This window comes from Enterobacter sp. 3U4, from assembly GCF_057224565.1.
This window is the reverse complement of record NZ_CP136665.1, coordinates 2,859,452-2,876,135: the sequence shown is the minus strand read 5'-3', so window position 1 is coordinate 2,876,135 and position 16,684 is coordinate 2,859,452. Positions and strand designations below refer to the sequence as shown.

Genomic DNA, 16,684 nt, shown 5'->3' with positions numbered 1-16,684 from the left:
CTCCGCTTAATCAGGAGTCATGTTTAACTAAAGGAGCCAGCCGCGTTGCCATCCAGTCGGCAATAAACGGCTGCGCATCGCGATTGGGGTGGATCCCGTCGTCTTGCATCCACTGGGGTTTGAGATAGACCTCTTCCATGAAAAATGGCAGCAGCGGAATATCAAACTCTTTGGCAAGCTTGGGGTAGATCGCGCTAAAGGCTTCATTATACCGACGACCGTAGTTGGCGGGCAGGCGAATTTGCATCAGCAGCGGCTGGGCGTTTGCCGCCCTGATGTCCTGCAAAATGGTGCGCAGCGTTTGCTCGGTTTGCTGAGGCTGGAAACCGCGCAATCCATCGTTACCGCCAAGCTCCACCAGCACCCAGCGCGGCTGATGCTGTTTGAGCAGCGCAGGCAGGCGCGACAGCCCCTGCTGCGAGGTGTCGCCGCTGATGCTGGCGTTGATTACAGACGTTTTGCTCTGCCATTTGTCATTGAGCAGAGCGGGCCAGGCCGCGCTGGCCGCCATGCGATAGCCTGCGCTCAGGCTGTCGCCGAGAACCAGTAACGTGTCCGCTGCCGCCGCGCGGAAAGTCATCAGAATCAAAAACAGGAAGGGCAAATGCCAGCGGAAAACAGTGTTGAAGTTCATCATCTTAAGAAGTCCGTCGGTCAGGGGGAACACGAGCTTTCCATCCTTACCGGAGTTGAACTCGTTGTCAAACGCGCTGAAACCATTGCGCTGATTGGCGAATCCGGTTCCGGTAAGTCCACGCTGCTGGCGATTTTAGCCGGTCTGGACGACGGCAGCAGCGGCGAGGTCCACCTTGTCGGGCAGCCGCTGCATCAGCTTGATGAAGAGGCGCGGGCCGCGCTGCGCGCGCGTCACGTTGGTTTTGTCTTTCAGTCCTTTATGCTGATCCCAACCCTGAACGCGCTGGAAAACGTCGAGCTTCCGGCGCTGCTGCGCGGTGAAAACAGCCGTGAAAGCCGCGCTCACGCGAAGGCGCTGCTGGAACAGCTCGGTCTGGGGAAGCGTCTCGACCATCTTCCCGCCCAGCTTTCCGGCGGTGAGCAGCAGCGCGTGGCGCTGGCCCGCGCGTTTAACGGCCGCCCTGAGGTGCTGTTTGCCGATGAGCCTACCGGCAACCTTGACCGTAAAACCGGAGACCGGATTGCCGACCTGCTGTTTTCGCTCAACCGCGAGCACGGCACTACGCTTATCCTCGTGACCCACGATCCGCAGCTCGCCGCGCGCTGCGACCGTCGCCTGCGGCTGGTGAATGGCGTTCTGCAGGAGGAAGCATGATTACCCGCTGGTTCTGGCGCGAGTGGCGCTCGCCCTCGCTGCTGATTGTCTGGCTGGCGCTAAGCCTGGCGGTGGCCTGCGTGCTGGCGCTCGGCAGCGTCAGTGACCGCATGGAAAAAGGGCTCAGCCAGCAGAGCCGGGAGTTTATGGCGGGGGACAGGGCGCTGGAAAGCTCCCGCCCCGTGCCGCCGGGCTGGATTGAAGCAGCGCGCAAAGAAGGGCTGAAGGTGGGGGAACAAATCACCTTCCAGACCATGACCTTCGCGGGCGACACGCCGCAGCTGGCGAGCGTCAAGGCCGTCGATGATATCTACCCGATGTACGGTGACTTACAGACCCGTCCGCCGGGATTAAAGCCCACGCCCGGTACGGTGCTGCTGGCATCGCGTCTGATGGCGTTGCTGAACCTGAAACCCGGCGACAGTATCGATGTCGGTGATGCTACCCTCAGGATTGCCGGGGAAGTGGTGCAGGAGCCCGACGGCGGATTTAACCCGTTCCAGCTTGCGCCGCGCCTGCTGATGAACACCGCGGATGTCGCGGCAACCCATGCCGTGCAGCCGGGCAGCCGCGTCACCTGGCGCTATAAGTTTGGCGGCACGCCCGCCCAGCTTGCCGCATATGAAAAATGGCTTCTGCCGCAGCTCAAACCGGAACACCGCTGGTACGGGCTGGAGCAGGACGAGGGGGCGCTCGGTAAATCTCTGGAGCGCTCTCAGCAGTTCCTGCTGCTCTCGGCCCTGTTGACCCTGCTGCTGGCGGTGGCGGCGGTGGCCGTCGCGATGGGGCACTACTGCCGCAGCCGCTACGACCTGGTGGCGATCCTCAAAACCCTGGGGGCGGGCAGGGCGCAGCTGCGCAAGCTGATCGTCGGCCAGTGGCTGATGCTGCTGGTTCTGTCGGCGCTGACCGGCGGAATAATAGGGCTGCTGTTTGAAAAACTGCTGATGGTGATGCTGAAACCGGTGCTCCCGGCCGCATTGCCGCCGGCCAGCCTCTGGCCGTGGCTATGGGCAATCGGCGCAATGACGGTGATTTCGCTGCTGGTGGGGCTCCGGCCCTATTGCCTGCTGCTCGCCACGCAGCCGCTGCGCGTGCTCCGTAACGATGTGGTGGCGAACGTCTGGCCGCTGAAGTTCTACCTTCCGGTGATTATTGCGGTGGCGGTGGGGCTGCTGGCGTGGTTGATGGGGGGCAGCACGCTGCTGTGGGCGGTGCTGGCCGGGGCGGTTGTGCTGGCGCTGCTGTGCGGCGTGCTGGGCTGGATCCTACTCAACCTCCTGAAAAGGGTGACGGTAAAATCCCTGCCCGTGCGCCTGGCGGTCAACCGTCTGCTGCACCAGCCCTGGGCTACGCTCAGCCAGCTGTCGGCGTTTTCGCTGTCGTTTATGCTGCTGGCACTGCTGCTGGTGCTGCGCGGCGATCTGCTCGATCGCTGGCAGCAGCAGCTTCCGCCGGAAAGCCCGAACTATTTCCTGATCAATATCGCCCCTGAGCAGGTTACGCCGCTGAAGGGCTTCCTGGCGGAACATCACATCATCCCCGAGTCGTTCTATCCCATCGTTCGCGCGCGTCTGACGCAGATCAACGGGCAGCCAACGGAGGGGAACAAGGACGAGTCGCTGAACCGCGAGCTGAACCTCACCTGGCAGGAGAAACGTCCTGACCACAACCCGATAACCGCCGGCACCTGGCCGCCGAAAGCGGGAGAGGTGTCGATGGAGGAGGGGCTGGCGACGCGCCTGAAGGTGAAGCTGGGAGACAGCGTCACCTTCACAGGCGATACCCAGGATTTTACCGCGAAAGTCACCAGCCTGCGTAAAGTGGACTGGGAAAGCCTGCGGCCCAACTTCTTCTTTATCTTCCCGCCGGGGGCGCTGGACGAGCAGCCGCAGAGCTGGCTGACCAGCTTCCGCTGGGAAAACAGCAACGGCATGCTGACCCAGCTAAACCGCGAGTTTCCGACGGTCAGCCTGCTGGATATCGGCGCGATTCTGAAGCAGGTTGGGCAGGTTCTGGAGCAGGTGAGCCGCGCGCTGGAGGTCATGGTGGTGCTGGTGACGATCTGCGGCGTGCTGTTGCTGCTGGCTCAGGTACAGGTGGGCATGCGCCAGCGCCATCAGGAACTGGTGGTTTACCGCACGCTGGGGGCCGGCAAGCAGCTGCTGCGAATGACGCTCTGGAGCGAGTTTGCGCTGCTGGGGCTGGTGGCCGGTCTGGTAGCGGCCATTGGCGCAGAGACGGCGCTGGCGGTGCTGCAGACAAAGGTCTTCGACTTCCCGTGGGAGCCTGACTGGCGTCTTTGGTTGACCCTGCCTCTGTGCGGCGCTGCGCTGCTTTCTCTCTGCGGAGGCTGGCTCGGCACGCGGCTGTTAAAGGGTAAAGCCCTGTTCCGTCAGTTCGCGAGTTGATTTATCTCGGTGATAGTTGCGCACCGGTTTTTGTGCCGGTGCGCAGTGTTTAAATAGCACAAAGTGATAATACCCACTCATTTAGTAGCACAAAACATTAAAAACCCGACCACACGGCCCGATTATTTCCAGTTAATATTCACCCGCTAAATATTTAGCAGCGTGTCTATTAAGGAAAAATAATGACTATAAAAAAATCAGCGCTGGCGGCAACGATCGGCGCGGCAGTGGCATTAACGACCTTCGCTTCTCAGGCGGAAATCACCGTTCTTAAGCAGGATCCTCAGGCGGGTAACCCGCTGAGCCGCCTGAACTTCACCGTTGGCGGCAGTATCCGTCCTCAGTTCCAGAACATGACCGGCGACGACGGTAAAAACAGCTACAAGCGTAACGGCTTTGACGGCGGCACCCGTTTCCGTTTCGCAGCAGATTACTACCTGTTTGATGACATCAGCTGGATCAGCTACTACGAGCTGGGTGTGAATATTCCTGCGCAGTTTAACTGGGATCACCACTACGCCGAAGGCGCACACGACACCACGCGTCGCATGCTCTACACCGGTCTGAAGAGCGACACCTGGGGTACGCTGACCTTCGGTCAACAGAACAGCGTTTATTATGATGTGGTGGGCGCGAAAACCGATATCTGGGACTACGACATGATTGGTCAGGCACCAGGTAACGGTATCAACGGCGACTACGACGGTTCTTACCGTTCACGCCAGATGCTGAAATATAAGAAAACCGTGGGCGATGCTGACATTTATGCATCCTACCTGTTTGAAGACAGCGAATACCTGCCGGGCAACGGCCTGCGCTACAAGCGTAAAGGCGGCGGCTCGCTGGGTCTGGATTACCACCTGACTACCGACCTGACCTGGGGCGCCGCGTGGAACTACACCCGCGCCGACATGCGTAACCCGGACAACGGCGACAGCAAAACCTACGACCAGAACATCCTCGGTACCGCGCTGAGCTGGACCCCGGACAACTGGACCTTCTCCGCAGGCGGCGGCTGGTACCAGAACTTCCTGACCACCAAAAAAGTGTCGGTTAACGACTACTTTGCGGGCGACGCGTGGGGTATTGAGTACTTCGCAGGTTACAAATTCCCAATCGGTCAGTACGCGGTTAAATCCATCCAGCCTTACTTCATGGGTGACCGTATTCAGTACGTGAACGGGCGTAACTACCAGCGCATCGACAACGGCGTGGGTATCAGCTTCCAGCTGGATTACGGTTTCCGCGTGGATTACGAACACGTGTTCACCTCCAGCACCGACAACCTGGGCGACATGAACCTGGTGCGTCTGCGTTACGACTTCTAAGTCGTCTGTTCCCCGGTGGCGCTGCGCTTACCGGGGCTACAAATGCACACGTAGGCCGGGTAAGGCGTAGCCGCCACCCGGCTTTTTTCAGCGATTAAGCCAGTCAGCAACCTCGCCGTACGTCCCGCGATAGACAATCTTCTCCGCTTTCTTCTCCAGCTGATAGCCATACATCGGGTCGTAATAGTCCTTCAGCAGCGGCGTAAGCCAGCTGAAGTGCGCATCCGTACTGCCAGATCGCTGCTGTTCCAGCAGCGCGGAATCTAACAGCGCGGTGAATTCGGCATACCGTTGCAGCCCCAGACGACGGCGAATGGCGAACAGGCCGTGATGCAGGTACTCGCTGTACTCCTTCCAGCCCGCTTCTTCACCGTAGGCAGCAGAAAAATCCGCCCACATATGATCGAAATACTCTTCGCGCAGGCGCTCAAGACGGACGTCAAACGGGTCTTCGACAACAACGATAGGGGATTCAACCATGCGGTCGCGCAGGCACTCCGGCAGGTGGTTGGAGCCAATCATCCGGCCTTCATCTTCCAGCACCCAGCGCGCGGCGTCTTTTTTCAATAGCTCAACCGCAAGGTGATTTTCAAAGCTGGCCTGGGAAAGCTGCGGCGTGAGCGTGCGGCCAAACGACGAGCCGCGATGGTGCGCCAGTCCTTCCAGATCGATGCCTTGCGCGTGCTGCTTCACCAGCAGGGTTTTACCGTTCCCGGTACAGCCGCCAATAAGCACCATCTGCTTTTGCGACTGCTCAATGGTCACCTGAATCGCCGTCTGGCGCAGGGCTTTATAGCCGCCGCGGATCAGCGGGTAGTCGACACCCGCCTCTTTCAGCCACGCCTGCGAGATATGCGAGCGCTGGCCGCCGCGCGCGCAGCAGAGAAAGCCCTGAGGATGGGCAAGGCTCGCTTCGCGCCAGGCGCTGATGCGAGCCTCACGCGTGTCGCCGCTCACCAGGCGATGGCCGAGCGCCAGCGCGGCGTCCGGTCCCTGACGTTTATAACAGGTGCCGACGGCAGCGCGCTCGTCATCATTCATTAAGGGCAGGTTGACTGCCGCTGGCATCGCGCCCTGGGCAAATTCGATCGGCGCGCGAACGTCGATTAAAGGGGTATCGGACGCGAGGATCGCGCGATAGTCCGTTCCATCGTTCATGGTTATTCCAGAAGAAAGCTAAGCAGCAATGGGCGGGAATTGTACGCCGGGGAAAGAGGAGGTCAACTCCCCGGCGGAGGGAGAACTATTTTAGCTTTGACTGTGCCCAGACAATACCGCTCGCGTATTCCGGCGGCAGGAGCGGGATCATGGCTTCCAGCGTGGCGCTCAGACGGCCCGTGTCGCTGTCGTTCAGGTTCAGGTGGCCAACCTTACGACCCGGGCGAACCTCTTTGTCATACCAGTGCAGGTGCACCAGCGGCAGCTTCAGCCAGTCGTAGTTCAGATCGGTGCCGATCAGGTTGATCATCACCGACGGGCTGTTGACCACCGGCTGCGGCAGCGGCAGGTCGGTGATGGCGCGCAGGTGCAGTTCGAACTGGCTGATGGACGCGCCGTTTTGCGTCCAGTGGCCGCTGTTGTGTACGCGCGGTGCGAGCTCGTTGATTAGCAGACCGAACGGGGTGATAAAGCACTCCATCGCCATCACGCCCACATACCCGAGCTCATGCATGATGGCAGAGAGCATCTCTTCCGCCTGCGTCTGCTGGTCAGCATTAGCGTGCGGGAAGGCGACGCTGGTGCGCAGAATGCCGTCCTGGTGCAGGTTATGGGTCAGCGGATAAAAGACGGTATGCCCGTCGTGCCCGCGCGCGCCAACCAGCGACACTTCACCGCTGAAGTTAATGCCCTGCTCAACGATACACTCGCCGTAGCAATCATCCGGCAGCTCGGCGGTGTCGCCTGCGCGCAGGCGCCACTGGCCGCGGCCGTCGTAGCCGCCCACGCGGCGCTTCACGATTGCCAGCTCGCCCAGCATGGCGAAGACGTCGTTCCACTCGTTTTTATCAGACAGGAGCTGCCACGGCGCGGTCGGCAGACCGAGCTTGTCGAAAAGCTGCTTTTGCGTCAGACGGTCGGCAATGATCGGGAACACGTCGCGGTTAACGAAGGCGTTATGACGCGCCAGCTCGCGGGTCAGCGCAGTTTCCGGCCAGCGTTCGATCTCGGCGGTGATCACGCTCTGGTGGAACGGTACCGCTTCCGGCTCGGCATCCAGCCCGACGGGCCAGACGGCAATACCCAGCGGCTCACCGGCCTGACGCAGCATGCGGCCTAGCTGGCCGTTACCGAGAACGCAAACCTGCTTCATGCCGCACCCCGCGGGTCCGGATTGTCCAGCACTTCGTCGGTCTGGGCTTTACGCCACTCCGCCAGACGCTGATGCAATGCTTTATCGTGCGTCGCAAGAATTTGCGCCGCCAGCAGGGCAGCGTTCGCCGCGCCCGCTTTGCCAATCGCCAGCGTGCCGACAGGAATACCGCGCGGCATCTGGACGATGGAGTAGAGGCTATCCACGCCGCTTAACGCGGCGCTTTGTACCGGGACGCCCAGTACCGGCACCAGGGTTTTGGCGGCAATCATGCCCGGCAGATGTGCTGCGCCGCCCGCACCGGCAATGATCACCTCATAACCGTTCTCTTCGGCGCTTTCGGCGAAGCTGAACAGTTTGTCCGGCGTACGGTGCGCGGAGACCACTTCGACGTGGTGCGGAACATTCAGGATTTCAAAGATTTCGGCGGCGAACTGCATGGTAGCCCAGTCGCTTTTGGACCCCATCACGATGGCGACACGCGCCGGATTATTGCGGGAAGACATGCGTCTTAAAACTCCTGTGGTGCGAAACACACTGCTTTCGAGGGCACAGAGAATAGCATGTTATACGGGCAAGGAAAACGGTTGCGCGGTTAAATCTTGAGCCGTTGTTGCCATCAATTCATAACAAAACAGACCGCGTTCTGGCGGTCTGTTTTCGTCAATCGACAATCATTATTTAGTCAGTTCAGCGGTCATATACACGCGGTTGTTGAACTGTGCGCTGGTGATTTTGTAGGACGCACCTTGTTCAGCGGCCTGAGCAGCAATTTTTGCTTCTGCGCGGTCAAGGGTTGAACCGGTTGCGCTGACGCTCTGCGCGAAAGCACCGAAAGAAGCCAGGGAAAGAGCGGCAACTGCAACGAAAGTTTTGATGGATTTCATGGTCGTATTCCTAAAGTAATTTATCTGGGATAGGGCGTGTTGCCCTGATGTGATAAATAGTAGGCCGACCGCGGGCTGATTAAAATCGAAACAATTTGCCGATATTATTCAAAAAAATAGAATGAACTGTGAGGGGTTAAAACGGAAAAGCGATCAGCTCCACGCCCTCTGGCGTGACTTTGACCATGGATCCTTCTGAGTGCCATGCACCCAACACCACGCGATGGGCCGGTTCGCCGTTGGCGATAAGGGAATGGACGTCTGGACGATGGGTATGACCGTGGATCAACCACTGAACGCCATGCTTTTCCATCACGCTCACCACGGCCTGCGGGTTCACATCCATAATGGTCATGGATTTGCTGCTGTTGGCGGCTTTACTGCCCGCGCGCATTCTGGCGGCGATACGGTTGCGGATAAACAGCGGCAGGGCAAGGAACACCTTTTGGATCCACGGGGTGTGGACTTTGGCGCGAAACGCCAGGTAGCCGGTATCGTCGGTGCAGAGCGTGTCGCCGTGCATGATCAGCACCTTGCGGCCGTAGAGATCGAGCACCTGTTCTTCCGGCAGCAGCGTCATGCTGCTTTCGCGGGCGTAGCGCTTGCCGATCAGGAAATCACGGTTGCCGTGAATGAAGTAGCAGGGGACGCCGGAATCCACCAGCGCATGAATGGCGGCGGCCATTTCACGGTGCAGCGGGTTAGGGTCGTCGTCGCCAATCCAGGCTTCAAACAGGTCGCCCAGGATGTACAGCGCATCGGCGCTTTTCGCTTCACCGCGTAAAAAACGCAGAAAACCGGCGACGATCGCCGGTTCTTCCGTTTGCAGATGCAGATCCGCAATAAAGAGTGTCGCCACGAATTACTCGCTGACGGTCACGCTTGTAATCACAACGTCTTCTTTAGGAACGTCCTGGTGCATACCGCTGCGGCCAGTAGAGACGGCTTTGATCTTGTCAACCACGTCCATACCTTCAACCACTTCTGCGAATACGCAGTAGCCCCAACCCTGCAGGCTTTCGCCGGAGAAGTTCAGGAAGTCGTTGTCTGCCACGTTAATGAAGAACTGCGCGGTTGCAGAGTGTGGAGCCTGAGTACGCGCCATCGCCAGCGTGCCGCGGGTGTTTTTCAGGCCGTTGTTCGCTTCGTTTTTGATCGCTTCTTTGGTGGCTTTCTGGTTCATGCCAGGTTCGAAACCGCCGCCCTGGATCATAAAACCGTTGATCACGCGGTGGAAAATGGTGTTGTTGTAGAAACCTTCGCGGCAGTAGTCCAGGAAGTTTTTAACTGTTTCAGGCGCTTTGTCATCAAAGGTTTTGATTACGATATCGCCATGATTAGTGTGGAAAGTAACCATTTTTGCATCCTGTTCCGTTATTGTGGTACGTCGACCCGCGTTCGGGTCATCTATAGGGGCTTGTTATAGCATAACCACAGGATGCGATCACCTTGCATTGTGTGCTGCTTCGGGTTTGAATTACGGGTAGAATAGCTGGTTTTCAACCACACACGTGTTTACATGGAATCTTCGATGTTAAAAATCTTTAATACAATGACGCGCCAGAAAGAGGAATTTAAACCTATCCATGCCGGGGAAGTCGGCATGTACGTGTGTGGTATTACGGTTTACGATCTCTGTCACATTGGCCATGGCCGTACCTTTGTCGCCTTCGACGTGGTGTCACGCTACCTGCGTTTTCTGGGGTATAACCTGAAATACGTGCGTAATATCACCGACATCGACGATAAAATCATCAAACGCGCTAATGAAAACGGCGAAAGCTTCGTTGCGCTGGTGGACCGTATGATCGTCGAAATGCACAAAGATTTTGACGCCCTGAATATTCAGCGCCCGGACAGCGAGCCGCGCGCGACCCACCATATTCACGAAATCATCGAGATCACCGAAAAGCTGATCGCTCGCGGTCACGCTTACGTTGCCGACAACGGCGACGTGATGTTCTCCGTGCCGACGGACCCAACCTACGGTGCGCTTTCCCGTCAGGATCTGGACCAGCTCCAGGCCGGTGCCCGCGTTGACGTGGTTGACGTGAAGCGTAACCCGATGGACTTCGTGCTGTGGAAAATGTCCAAAGAGGGTGAACCAAGCTGGCCATCCCCGTGGGGCGAAGGCCGTCCAGGCTGGCACATTGAATGTTCTGCGATGAACTGCAAGCAGCTGGGTAAACACTTCGACATTCACGGCGGCGGCTCGGACCTGATGTTCCCGCACCACGAAAACGAAATAGCGCAGTCCACCTGCGCCCACGGCGGCGAGTACGTGAACTACTGGATGCACTCCGGAATGGTGATGGTTGACCGCGAGAAGATGTCCAAATCGCTGGGCAACTTCTTCACCGTGCGCGACGTGCTGAAGTATTACGACGCCGAAACCGTGCGCTACTTCCTGATGTCCGGCCACTATCGCAGCCAGCTGAACTACAGCGAAGAGAACCTGAAGCAGGCGCGCTCGGCGCTGGAGCGTCTGTATACCGCGCTGCGCGGTACCGACAGGTCTGTTCCGGCGGCAGGCGGCGAAGCGTTTGAGGCGCGCTTCGTTGAGGTGATGAACGACGACTTCAACACCCCGGAAGCCTACTCCGTGCTGTTCGACATGGCGCGCGAAGTGAACCGCCTGAAGTCAGAAGATATGGCGGCCGCGAATGCGCTGGCGTCCCATCTGCGTAAGCTCTCCTCCGTGCTCGGCCTGCTGGAGCAGGAGCCGGACGCTTTCCTGCAGAGCGGTGCGCAGGCGGATGACGGTGAAGTGGCGGAAATTGAAGCGTTGATCAAAGCGCGTCTGGAAGCGCGTCAGGCGAAAGACTGGGCGGCGGCCGATGCGGCGCGTAACCGTCTGACCGAGATGGGTATTATTCTGGAGGACGGCCCGCAGGGAACGACCTGGCGCCGTAAGTAAGTCTGGTGCGCGCTGATGCCCTCACCCCAGCCCTCTCCCACAGGGAGAGGGTGCAAACACTAAAAACGGCAACTTGAGTTGCCGTTTTGCTTTTATCTCCGCCTCCACCACAGCAACCCCATCAGCACAACCCCCGGCAACCACACCCACAGCAGTTCTGAAATAATCACCTGATGCCCGTACGGCGTGGTATAGCGCGACAGCGCAAACGGCGCGACCTTAATCACCTGCCACGGTGCAAAGAAGCGTTCATCAGACCACGGCCACAGCCAGCCGACGCCTTTCCCGCCCGTGGTGATCGAATCCAGCATGCTGTGCGACAGCAGTGACACCGTTAAAAACAGCCAGCACCGCGTCAGGCTGGCCCGGAACCATCGTCGGCCAATCAGCACGCAGAGTATGGGCACCACGAAGGCAAACAGCAGGGAGTGGGTAAAGCCGCGATGGCCGAAAACATCGCCGTACGCGACGCCGAACTTAAACGCCAGCACGTCGGCATCCGGCAGCATGGCGAGGATAATCCCGGCAAACAGCAGGCGAGGAGGAATCACTTTGGTTCCCAGGCCTAAGCCCAGACAAAGCGGAACAGCAGCGTGTGTAATAACGGTAGGCATTGACATTATCCATGGCAAATCATGGCAATATAGCAGTAAACCCGCGCCAGCAGACCCGCGTCAAATTCTTATTTTACGCCGACTCGCGCGCGATAAGCTGCCCGGAAAGCGTAATGCGCTGGGTTTGCAGCGTCGGCTCCTTCAGCGTGCGAATAATCAGCCCGGCCGCCTGACGCCCCGTCTCTTCGCTGGCGGACGAGACGTAGGTAAATGACGGCGAGGTGAGGTTAACGTGGAGCATATCTTCGAAACCGACCAGCGCGACCTGCTGCGTCAGAAACACATCTTTACCCACCGTACGCCCGACCTGATGAATACCGGAGATGGAGCCGATCATGGCATCCGGCGAGTGGCAGAGCAGGGCGGTGATGGTGTTGTTTTTTTCCAGCAGCTGGCGGGTGGCGAAACCCGCTGCCAGCGTGTCATCGCTGCAGGCCGGAGAGTATTCATCGCGCCAGACCAGCCCGTTTTGCGCCATCGCGCTGCGAAAACCGAGCAGGCGCTGTTCGCGGATAAGGCAGCCTTCACGTCCGCCAATGTAGGCGATATTACGATGGCCGCGCTCGATAAGATAACGCACCGCCAGATTGGCCGCCTGCCGGTTATCGCGCATCACCAGATTGCATTTTTCATCCAGCAGCGACTGAGAGACCACTACCAGCGGCAGCGGGCAGTGGCGAATCTTTTCCGGGAGGGTGGCTGTGCGGGTATCGGATGCCAGATAGATCACCCCGGCGACGCCCTGCTGCTTAAACGACAGCAGGCAGCGCTCAAGATGGTCATGGTCGTTCTGGGGCTGGCCGAGAAAAACCATATACCCCTGTTTTTCAAGATCCTGGACGATGCTCGCCATCACCTTGATGGAGAAACTGTCGCTAAAGTCACGGAGGATCAGGCCAATCAAATTGGAGGTATTGGCGCGGAGATTGGCAGCGGCGACGTTATGAACATAGCCCAGCGTATTGATGGCAGCGTTGACCTTCTCGATCGTTGCCTCTGAGATTTTCCCTTTCTGACGCAGCACCAGCGAGACGGTTGAAACCGAAACGCCCGCGTGCTTTGCGACATCAATAATGCTGACTTTCTTCAAAACCGCTCCCTGAAATTTGCCGATTATCAGCCAGATAAAACACGTCTCCCAGCGTACAGGAGACGTGCCGCTCAGGCATCTTATTATTTGCCGATCATGGTGGACATGGTCTGGGCGATAAACTGTGCTCTGGCACCGAAAATCACCTGAATACCGTTGTCGCCGACGAAGACCACGCCGCGCGCGCCGAGTCCGTTCAGACCGTCTTTATCCACCACCTCGCTTTTTGTCACTTCCAGGCGAAGGCGGGTGATACAGGCGCCGACGGAGTCGATGTTATGCGCGCCGCCCAGCAGGGTGATGATCTCGGTCGCGAGTTCAGAATCTGATTTCTCATCCGCGTTGGCGGTTACTTCGGTGCGGCCCGGCGTTTTCACGTCGAAACGACGGATCACAAAGCGGAACGTGAAGTAATAAATCAGGCCCATTGGAATGCCGATGATAATGGCGCTCAGGAAGTGGGTCTGGTAGCCGTTAAACGACGGCAGGATCCCGAATGAAAGATAGTCGATAAAGCCCGCGGAGAATGACTTGGCGATATGCGCATGCAGCAGATACATGGTCATGTAGGCCAGGCCCGCCATGATGGCGTTAAAGACGTACAGAATCGGCGCCACGAAGATAAAGGTAAACTCGACCGGCTCGGTGATCCCCGTCAGGAAGCAGGTGAGCGCCGCGGAGAACAGAATACCGGCCGCGATTTTCTTATTCTTCGTATGGGCTTCATGATACATCGCCAGGCACGCCGCAGGCAGCGCGAACAGCATCAGCGGGAATTCACCCTGCATGAACTTGCCGGCGTTCTGGTAGGTGTCGCTGCTGAAGGATTTCACCCCTTCTTCCAGCATCTTGAACCAGATGGTCTGGTCGCCGTGGATCACCTGGCCTGCCTGGGTGGTGTAATCCCCAAACGAATACCAGAACGACGGATACCAGATGTGGTGCAGACCGAGCGGGATCAGCGCGCGCTCCACCAGACCGAAGATAAAGGTCGAGGCCGCCTGGTTGTCGCCGTTAACGACCACGGAGAGGGCGTCGATCCCGGCCTGGATATGCTGCCAGACGTACGGCAGCAGCAGCCCCATCAGGAACGAGAGGAACGCCGTTGCAATTGCCACGAAGCGCTTGCCGGAGAAGAAGCCAAGGAACTCCGGCAGCTGCATGGTATGGAAGCGGTTATAGCACCAGGCCGCGAGAATACCGCAGATTAGGCCGCCAAAGACGCCCATCTGCAGCGTCGGAATGCCCACTACCATGGCGTATTTCCCGCCCTGGGAGGCCATTTCCGGCGTGATGCTCAGCACGGTGCTGATGGTGATATTGGTGACAAACACAGAAACGGCCGCAGACAGCGCCGCGATGCCGGATTCTGACGCCAGACCCACGGCGGAGCCAATGGCAAACAGCATCGGCAGGTTATCAAAGATAACCCCGCCAGCGTTCATCATCAGCGGCAGATGGAACTTATCGCCGAAGGCCAGCAGCAGGCCCGCAGCGGGAAGCAGTGAAATTGGCAGCATTAAGGCGCGACCAATCATCGATAACTTAGACAGCGATTTAACAAACCCTGATATCAGACTCATGCTGATTTCCCCCGAGTAGCGCTTTTTTTGGCGCTGTTATTGTAAGTAGAACGTTTTAGTAGAACGTTCTACTTATCGTGGGCAAAGAGTGAAAAACGCGCAACTGAATTTTCGCTTTTCAACAAACGAAATAATGATTATTTGAAGTGGATCGATAAATAACCGTGATGGGTATAAGGGGATGCTGAGAGAAATTGCCGGGTGGCGGCTTCGCCTTACCCGGCCTGGAAACGGCTTTCGGACTGTTCCCTCTCCCCTTTGGGGTGAGGGGGCTCAGGCCGTAACGGTTACGCTCTGTCCTTCGAAGCTCACGGTCTGGCCCGCGACAATCTTGCAGCGCTTGCGCGTTTCTACCGCGCCGTCGACTTTTACCAGCCCGTCGGCGATAACAATTTTCGCCTGCGCGCCGCTTTCGCTCCAGCCTTCCAGCTTGAGCAGATCGCACAGCTCAACGTGCGGATGTTTACCTAATGAAAAAGTCGCCATCTTACGCGTCCTCTACGTCGTGATATTCTTCGCACGCCTGCAGGGTATTCTGAATCAGCGTTGCTACGGTCATCGGGCCTACGCCGCCCGGTACTGGGGTAATGTAAGAGGCGCGCGCGGCGGCATCTTCATACACCACGTCACCAACCACTTTGCCGTTTTCCAGACGGTTAATCCCGACGTCCACGACAATCGCACCCTCTTTAATCCATTCACCCGGAATAAAGCCCGGCTTACCGACCGCGACGATCAGCAGATCGGCGTTTTCAACGTGGTGGCGCAGGTTTTTGGTGAAGCGATGGGTAACGGTGGTGGTGCAGCCGGCCAGCAGCAGCTCCATGCTCATCGGGCGGCCCACGATGTTGGACGCACCGATGACCACGGCGTTCAGGCCGTAGGTGTCGATGTTATAACGCTCCAGCAGCGTCACGATACCGCGCGGCGTGCAAGGACGCAGACGCGGCGCGCGCTGGCACAGGCGTCCAACGTTGTACGGATGGAAACCGTCCACGTCTTTATCCGGTGCGATACGCTCCAGCACCTTCACGTTGTCGATACCCGCAGGTAGCGGCAGCTGAACCAGAATACCGTCGATCTCTTTATCGGCATTCAGAGTGTCAATAAGTTCCAGCAGTTCTGCTTCGCTGGTGGTTTCCGGCAAATCGTAAGAGCGGGAGACGAAGCCCACCTCTTCACACGCTTTGCGTTTGCTGCCCACATAAATCTGCGATGCCGGGTTGCTGCCAACCAGCACAACGGCCAGCCCGGGGGCGCGTTTTCCGGCTGCTTTACGCGCCTTCACTTTTTCCGCGACCTCAGAGCGCACCTGCTGCGCAATCGTTTTACCGTCAATAATCTTTGCTGCCATCAGAGAGAAGATTCCGTCTGTAACGTTTGAAAGGGGGGATGGCGTGTATTTTGTCAGAAGCGAGCGTCGCTGTCAGTCACCCTTTACGAGTTTTCATCAGTGAGACGCAAAAACCCTTCTTAAGGGATGGTCAATTTCTTAGGCGGTATTAGGATGTGACCTGGCGAAATGGCAGCGTTTTGACATATTTAAAAATCGCCTCCTGAGCTACTTTGTCTCCTCCGAAATAAGCTTTCAATTCATCAATTGAACGTATTTCTTATTCCCGATTATTCGCGGGAAGGGTTATTTACATTTTAAAGGAATAGACATGAAACTCAGCAACATTGCTTCTACTGTTATTGCTACTTTTGCCCTGGTTGCAGGCGCCGCAAATGCAGCAGATCCTGCTACGCCGGTTTCCGTTAATGGCGGTACCGTACATTTTAAAGGTGAGCTGGTTAATGCGGCTTGTTCAGTAAATACTGATTCTTCCGAGCAGACCGTTAATCTGGGACAGTATCGTACCGCGAAATTCACCAAAGTGGGCGACACCACCTCTAATATTCCATTCAACATTGAACTGAATGATTGCGATCCGCTGGTTGCCAAAACTGCAGCTGTTGCGTTCACCGGTCAGATCGACCCAACCGACAAAACCCTGCTGGCAGTGACCTCTGGTAACAACGACAACACCGCGAAAGGCGTGGGTATCGAGATCCTCGACAGCAAATCCAGCGTTCTGACCCCAGACGGCGCGACCTTCTCTGCTGCGCAGACGCTGATCGAAGGGACCAACACCCTGAAGTTCACCGCGCGTTACAAATCAACGGCTGCCACCACTGAGCCAGGCCAGGCGAACGCTGACGCCACCTTCGTAATGAAATACGAGTAATTCCTCCGCACAGGGATGTTCAGG

At 57.8% G+C, this 16,684-nt stretch carries 17 protein-coding genes; 5 read left to right on the top strand and 12 right to left on the bottom strand.

What is annotated here, in order from left to right; genetic code table 11:
* Window positions 1-10: 10 nt before the first annotated feature.
* Window positions 11-634 (bottom strand): multifunctional acyl-CoA thioesterase I/protease I/lysophospholipase L1, encoded by a 624-nt coding sequence (gene tesA / locus RVY89_RS13855; RefSeq protein WP_047347391.1) that lies wholly within the window; start codon window positions 632-634, stop codon window positions 11-13.
* On the opposite strand from tesA, the gene ybbA reads away from it, so the two are divergent.
* The 3 genes from ybbA (at window position 605) to RVY89_RS13840 (ending at window position 5,030) form a co-directional block, all read left to right on the top strand.
* The gene (gene ybbA / locus RVY89_RS13850) at window positions 605-1,291 is read left to right on the top strand and encodes a putative ABC transporter ATP-binding protein YbbA (RefSeq protein ID WP_008499319.1); all 687 of its coding nucleotides are present in this window, start codon (window positions 605-607) and stop codon (window positions 1,289-1,291) included. The two genes, tesA and ybbA, sit on opposite strands and share 30 nt — an antisense overlap.
* Window positions 1,288-3,702 (top strand): putative ABC transporter permease subunit YbbP, encoded by a 2,415-nt coding sequence (gene ybbP / locus RVY89_RS13845; protein ID WP_484825644.1) that lies wholly within the window; start codon window positions 1,288-1,290, stop codon window positions 3,700-3,702. The genes ybbA and ybbP overlap by 4 nt, the downstream gene beginning before the upstream one ends.
* 182 nt (window positions 3,703-3,884) lie before the next feature.
* Complete coding sequence (locus RVY89_RS13840) at window positions 3,885-5,030, top strand: porin (RefSeq protein WP_484825643.1); 1,146 nt, start codon at window positions 3,885-3,887, stop codon at window positions 5,028-5,030.
* 87 nt (window positions 5,031-5,117) lie between these two features.
* Here RVY89_RS13840 and mnmH read toward each other — a convergent pair whose 3' ends face one another.
* From mnmH to ppiB, 6 genes are all read right to left on the bottom strand, one after another.
* Window positions 5,118-6,188 (bottom strand): tRNA 2-selenouridine(34) synthase MnmH, encoded by a 1,071-nt coding sequence (mnmH, locus tag RVY89_RS13835; protein WP_484825642.1) that lies wholly within the window; start codon window positions 6,186-6,188, stop codon window positions 5,118-5,120.
* Between the two features lie 85 nt (window positions 6,189-6,273).
* Window positions 6,274-7,341 (bottom strand): 5-(carboxyamino)imidazole ribonucleotide synthase, encoded by a 1,068-nt coding sequence (gene purK, locus RVY89_RS13830; RefSeq protein WP_484825641.1) that lies wholly within the window; start codon window positions 7,339-7,341, stop codon window positions 6,274-6,276.
* A complete protein-coding gene (purE, locus tag RVY89_RS13825) occupies window positions 7,338-7,847 on the bottom strand; it encodes a 5-(carboxyamino)imidazole ribonucleotide mutase (RefSeq protein WP_014882834.1) in 510 nt (169 codons plus the stop codon). Before purE ends, purK begins: the two co-directional genes overlap by 4 nt.
* A 171-nt stretch (window positions 7,848-8,018) precedes the next feature.
* Entirely contained in the window at window positions 8,019-8,228 is a 210-nt protein-coding gene (locus RVY89_RS13820) for a YdgH/BhsA/McbA-like domain containing protein (protein WP_371898793.1), read from the bottom strand.
* 136 nt (window positions 8,229-8,364) lie between these two features.
* Window positions 8,365-9,087 (bottom strand): UDP-2,3-diacylglucosamine diphosphatase, encoded by a 723-nt coding sequence (lpxH, locus tag RVY89_RS13815; protein ID WP_484825640.1) that lies wholly within the window; start codon window positions 9,085-9,087, stop codon window positions 8,365-8,367.
* 3 nt (window positions 9,088-9,090) lie between these two features.
* A complete protein-coding gene (ppiB, locus tag RVY89_RS13810) occupies window positions 9,091-9,585 on the bottom strand; it encodes a peptidylprolyl isomerase B (protein WP_023334762.1) in 495 nt (164 codons plus the stop codon).
* Between the two features lie 174 nt (window positions 9,586-9,759).
* Between ppiB and cysS the strand changes: the two genes are divergently transcribed.
* Window positions 9,760-11,145 (top strand): cysteine--tRNA ligase, encoded by a 1,386-nt coding sequence (cysS, locus tag RVY89_RS13805; RefSeq protein WP_484825639.1) that lies wholly within the window; start codon window positions 9,760-9,762, stop codon window positions 11,143-11,145.
* 92 nt (window positions 11,146-11,237) lie between these two features.
* On the opposite strand, the gene RVY89_RS13800 is transcribed toward cysS, so the two are convergent.
* The 5 genes from RVY89_RS13800 to folD all read right to left on the bottom strand — a co-directional run bounded on the left by RVY89_RS13800 (window position 11,238) and on the right by folD (window position 15,786).
* Entirely contained in the window at window positions 11,238-11,759 is a 522-nt protein-coding gene (locus tag RVY89_RS13800) for a metal-dependent hydrolase (protein WP_484825638.1), read from the bottom strand.
* Window positions 11,760-11,832: 73 nt separating this feature from the next.
* Entirely contained in the window at window positions 11,833-12,849 is a 1,017-nt protein-coding gene (malI, locus tag RVY89_RS13795; RefSeq protein WP_484825637.1) for a Mal regulon transcriptional regulator MalI, read from the bottom strand.
* A gap of 83 nt (window positions 12,850-12,932) precedes the next feature.
* On the bottom strand, window positions 12,933-14,432 hold the full coding sequence (locus tag RVY89_RS13790) for a PTS transporter subunit EIIC (protein ID WP_024906880.1): 1,500 nt from the start codon (window positions 14,430-14,432) through the stop codon (window positions 12,933-12,935).
* A gap of 273 nt (window positions 14,433-14,705) precedes the next feature.
* Entirely contained in the window at window positions 14,706-14,918 is a 213-nt protein-coding gene (gene ybcJ, locus RVY89_RS13785) for a ribosome-associated protein YbcJ (RefSeq protein WP_023279775.1), read from the bottom strand.
* Window position 14,919: 1 nt separating this feature from the next.
* Window positions 14,920-15,786 carry a bifunctional methylenetetrahydrofolate dehydrogenase/methenyltetrahydrofolate cyclohydrolase FolD gene (folD, locus tag RVY89_RS13780; protein ID WP_008499332.1) on the bottom strand — a complete coding sequence of 289 codons (867 nt, stop codon included), beginning with the start codon at window positions 15,784-15,786 and terminating at the stop codon, window positions 14,920-14,922.
* A gap of 310 nt (window positions 15,787-16,096) precedes the next feature.
* Between folD and fimA the strand changes: the two genes are divergently transcribed.
* Window positions 16,097-16,660, top strand: coding sequence for a type 1 fimbrial major subunit FimA (fimA, locus tag RVY89_RS13775; protein ID WP_484825636.1), 564 nt, complete (start codon window positions 16,097-16,099; stop codon window positions 16,658-16,660).
* Window positions 16,661-16,684: the final 24 nt, after the last annotated feature.

Coding starts and splice junctions, on each gene's coding strand:
- purK (WP_484825641.1), bottom strand. CDS start 7,341: ATGAAGCAGGTTTGCGTTCTCGGTAACGGCCAGCTAGGCCGCATGCTG.
- RVY89_RS13800 (WP_484825638.1), bottom strand. CDS start 11,759: ATGCCTACCGTTATTACACACGCTGCTGTTCCGCTTTGTCTGGGCTTA.
- fimA (WP_484825636.1), top strand. CDS start 16,097: ATGAAACTCAGCAACATTGCTTCTACTGTTATTGCTACTTTTGCCCTG.
- ybcJ (WP_023279775.1), bottom strand. CDS start 14,918: ATGGCGACTTTTTCATTAGGTAAACATCCGCACGTTGAGCTGTGCGAT.
- ybbP (WP_484825644.1), top strand. CDS start 1,288: ATGATTACCCGCTGGTTCTGGCGCGAGTGGCGCTCGCCCTCGCTGCTG.
- tesA (WP_047347391.1), bottom strand. CDS start 634: ATGAACTTCAACACTGTTTTCCGCTGGCATTTGCCCTTCCTGTTTTTG.
- ppiB (WP_023334762.1), bottom strand. CDS start 9,585: ATGGTTACTTTCCACACTAATCATGGCGATATCGTAATCAAAACCTTT.
- RVY89_RS13820 (WP_371898793.1), bottom strand. CDS start 8,228: ATGAAATCCATCAAAACTTTCGTTGCAGTTGCCGCTCTTTCCCTGGCT.
- mnmH (WP_484825642.1), bottom strand. CDS start 6,188: ATGAACGATGGAACGGACTATCGCGCGATCCTCGCGTCCGATACCCCT.
- purE (WP_014882834.1), bottom strand. CDS start 7,847: ATGTCTTCCCGCAATAATCCGGCGCGTGTCGCCATCGTGATGGGGTCC.
- RVY89_RS13840 (WP_484825643.1), top strand. CDS start 3,885: ATGACTATAAAAAAATCAGCGCTGGCGGCAACGATCGGCGCGGCAGTG.
- RVY89_RS13790 (WP_024906880.1), bottom strand. CDS start 14,432: ATGAGTCTGATATCAGGGTTTGTTAAATCGCTGTCTAAGTTATCGATG.
- folD (WP_008499332.1), bottom strand. CDS start 15,786: ATGGCAGCAAAGATTATTGACGGTAAAACGATTGCGCAGCAGGTGCGC.
- ybbA (WP_008499319.1), top strand. CDS start 605: ATGCCAGCGGAAAACAGTGTTGAAGTTCATCATCTTAAGAAGTCCGTC.
- cysS (WP_484825639.1), top strand. CDS start 9,760: ATGTTAAAAATCTTTAATACAATGACGCGCCAGAAAGAGGAATTTAAA.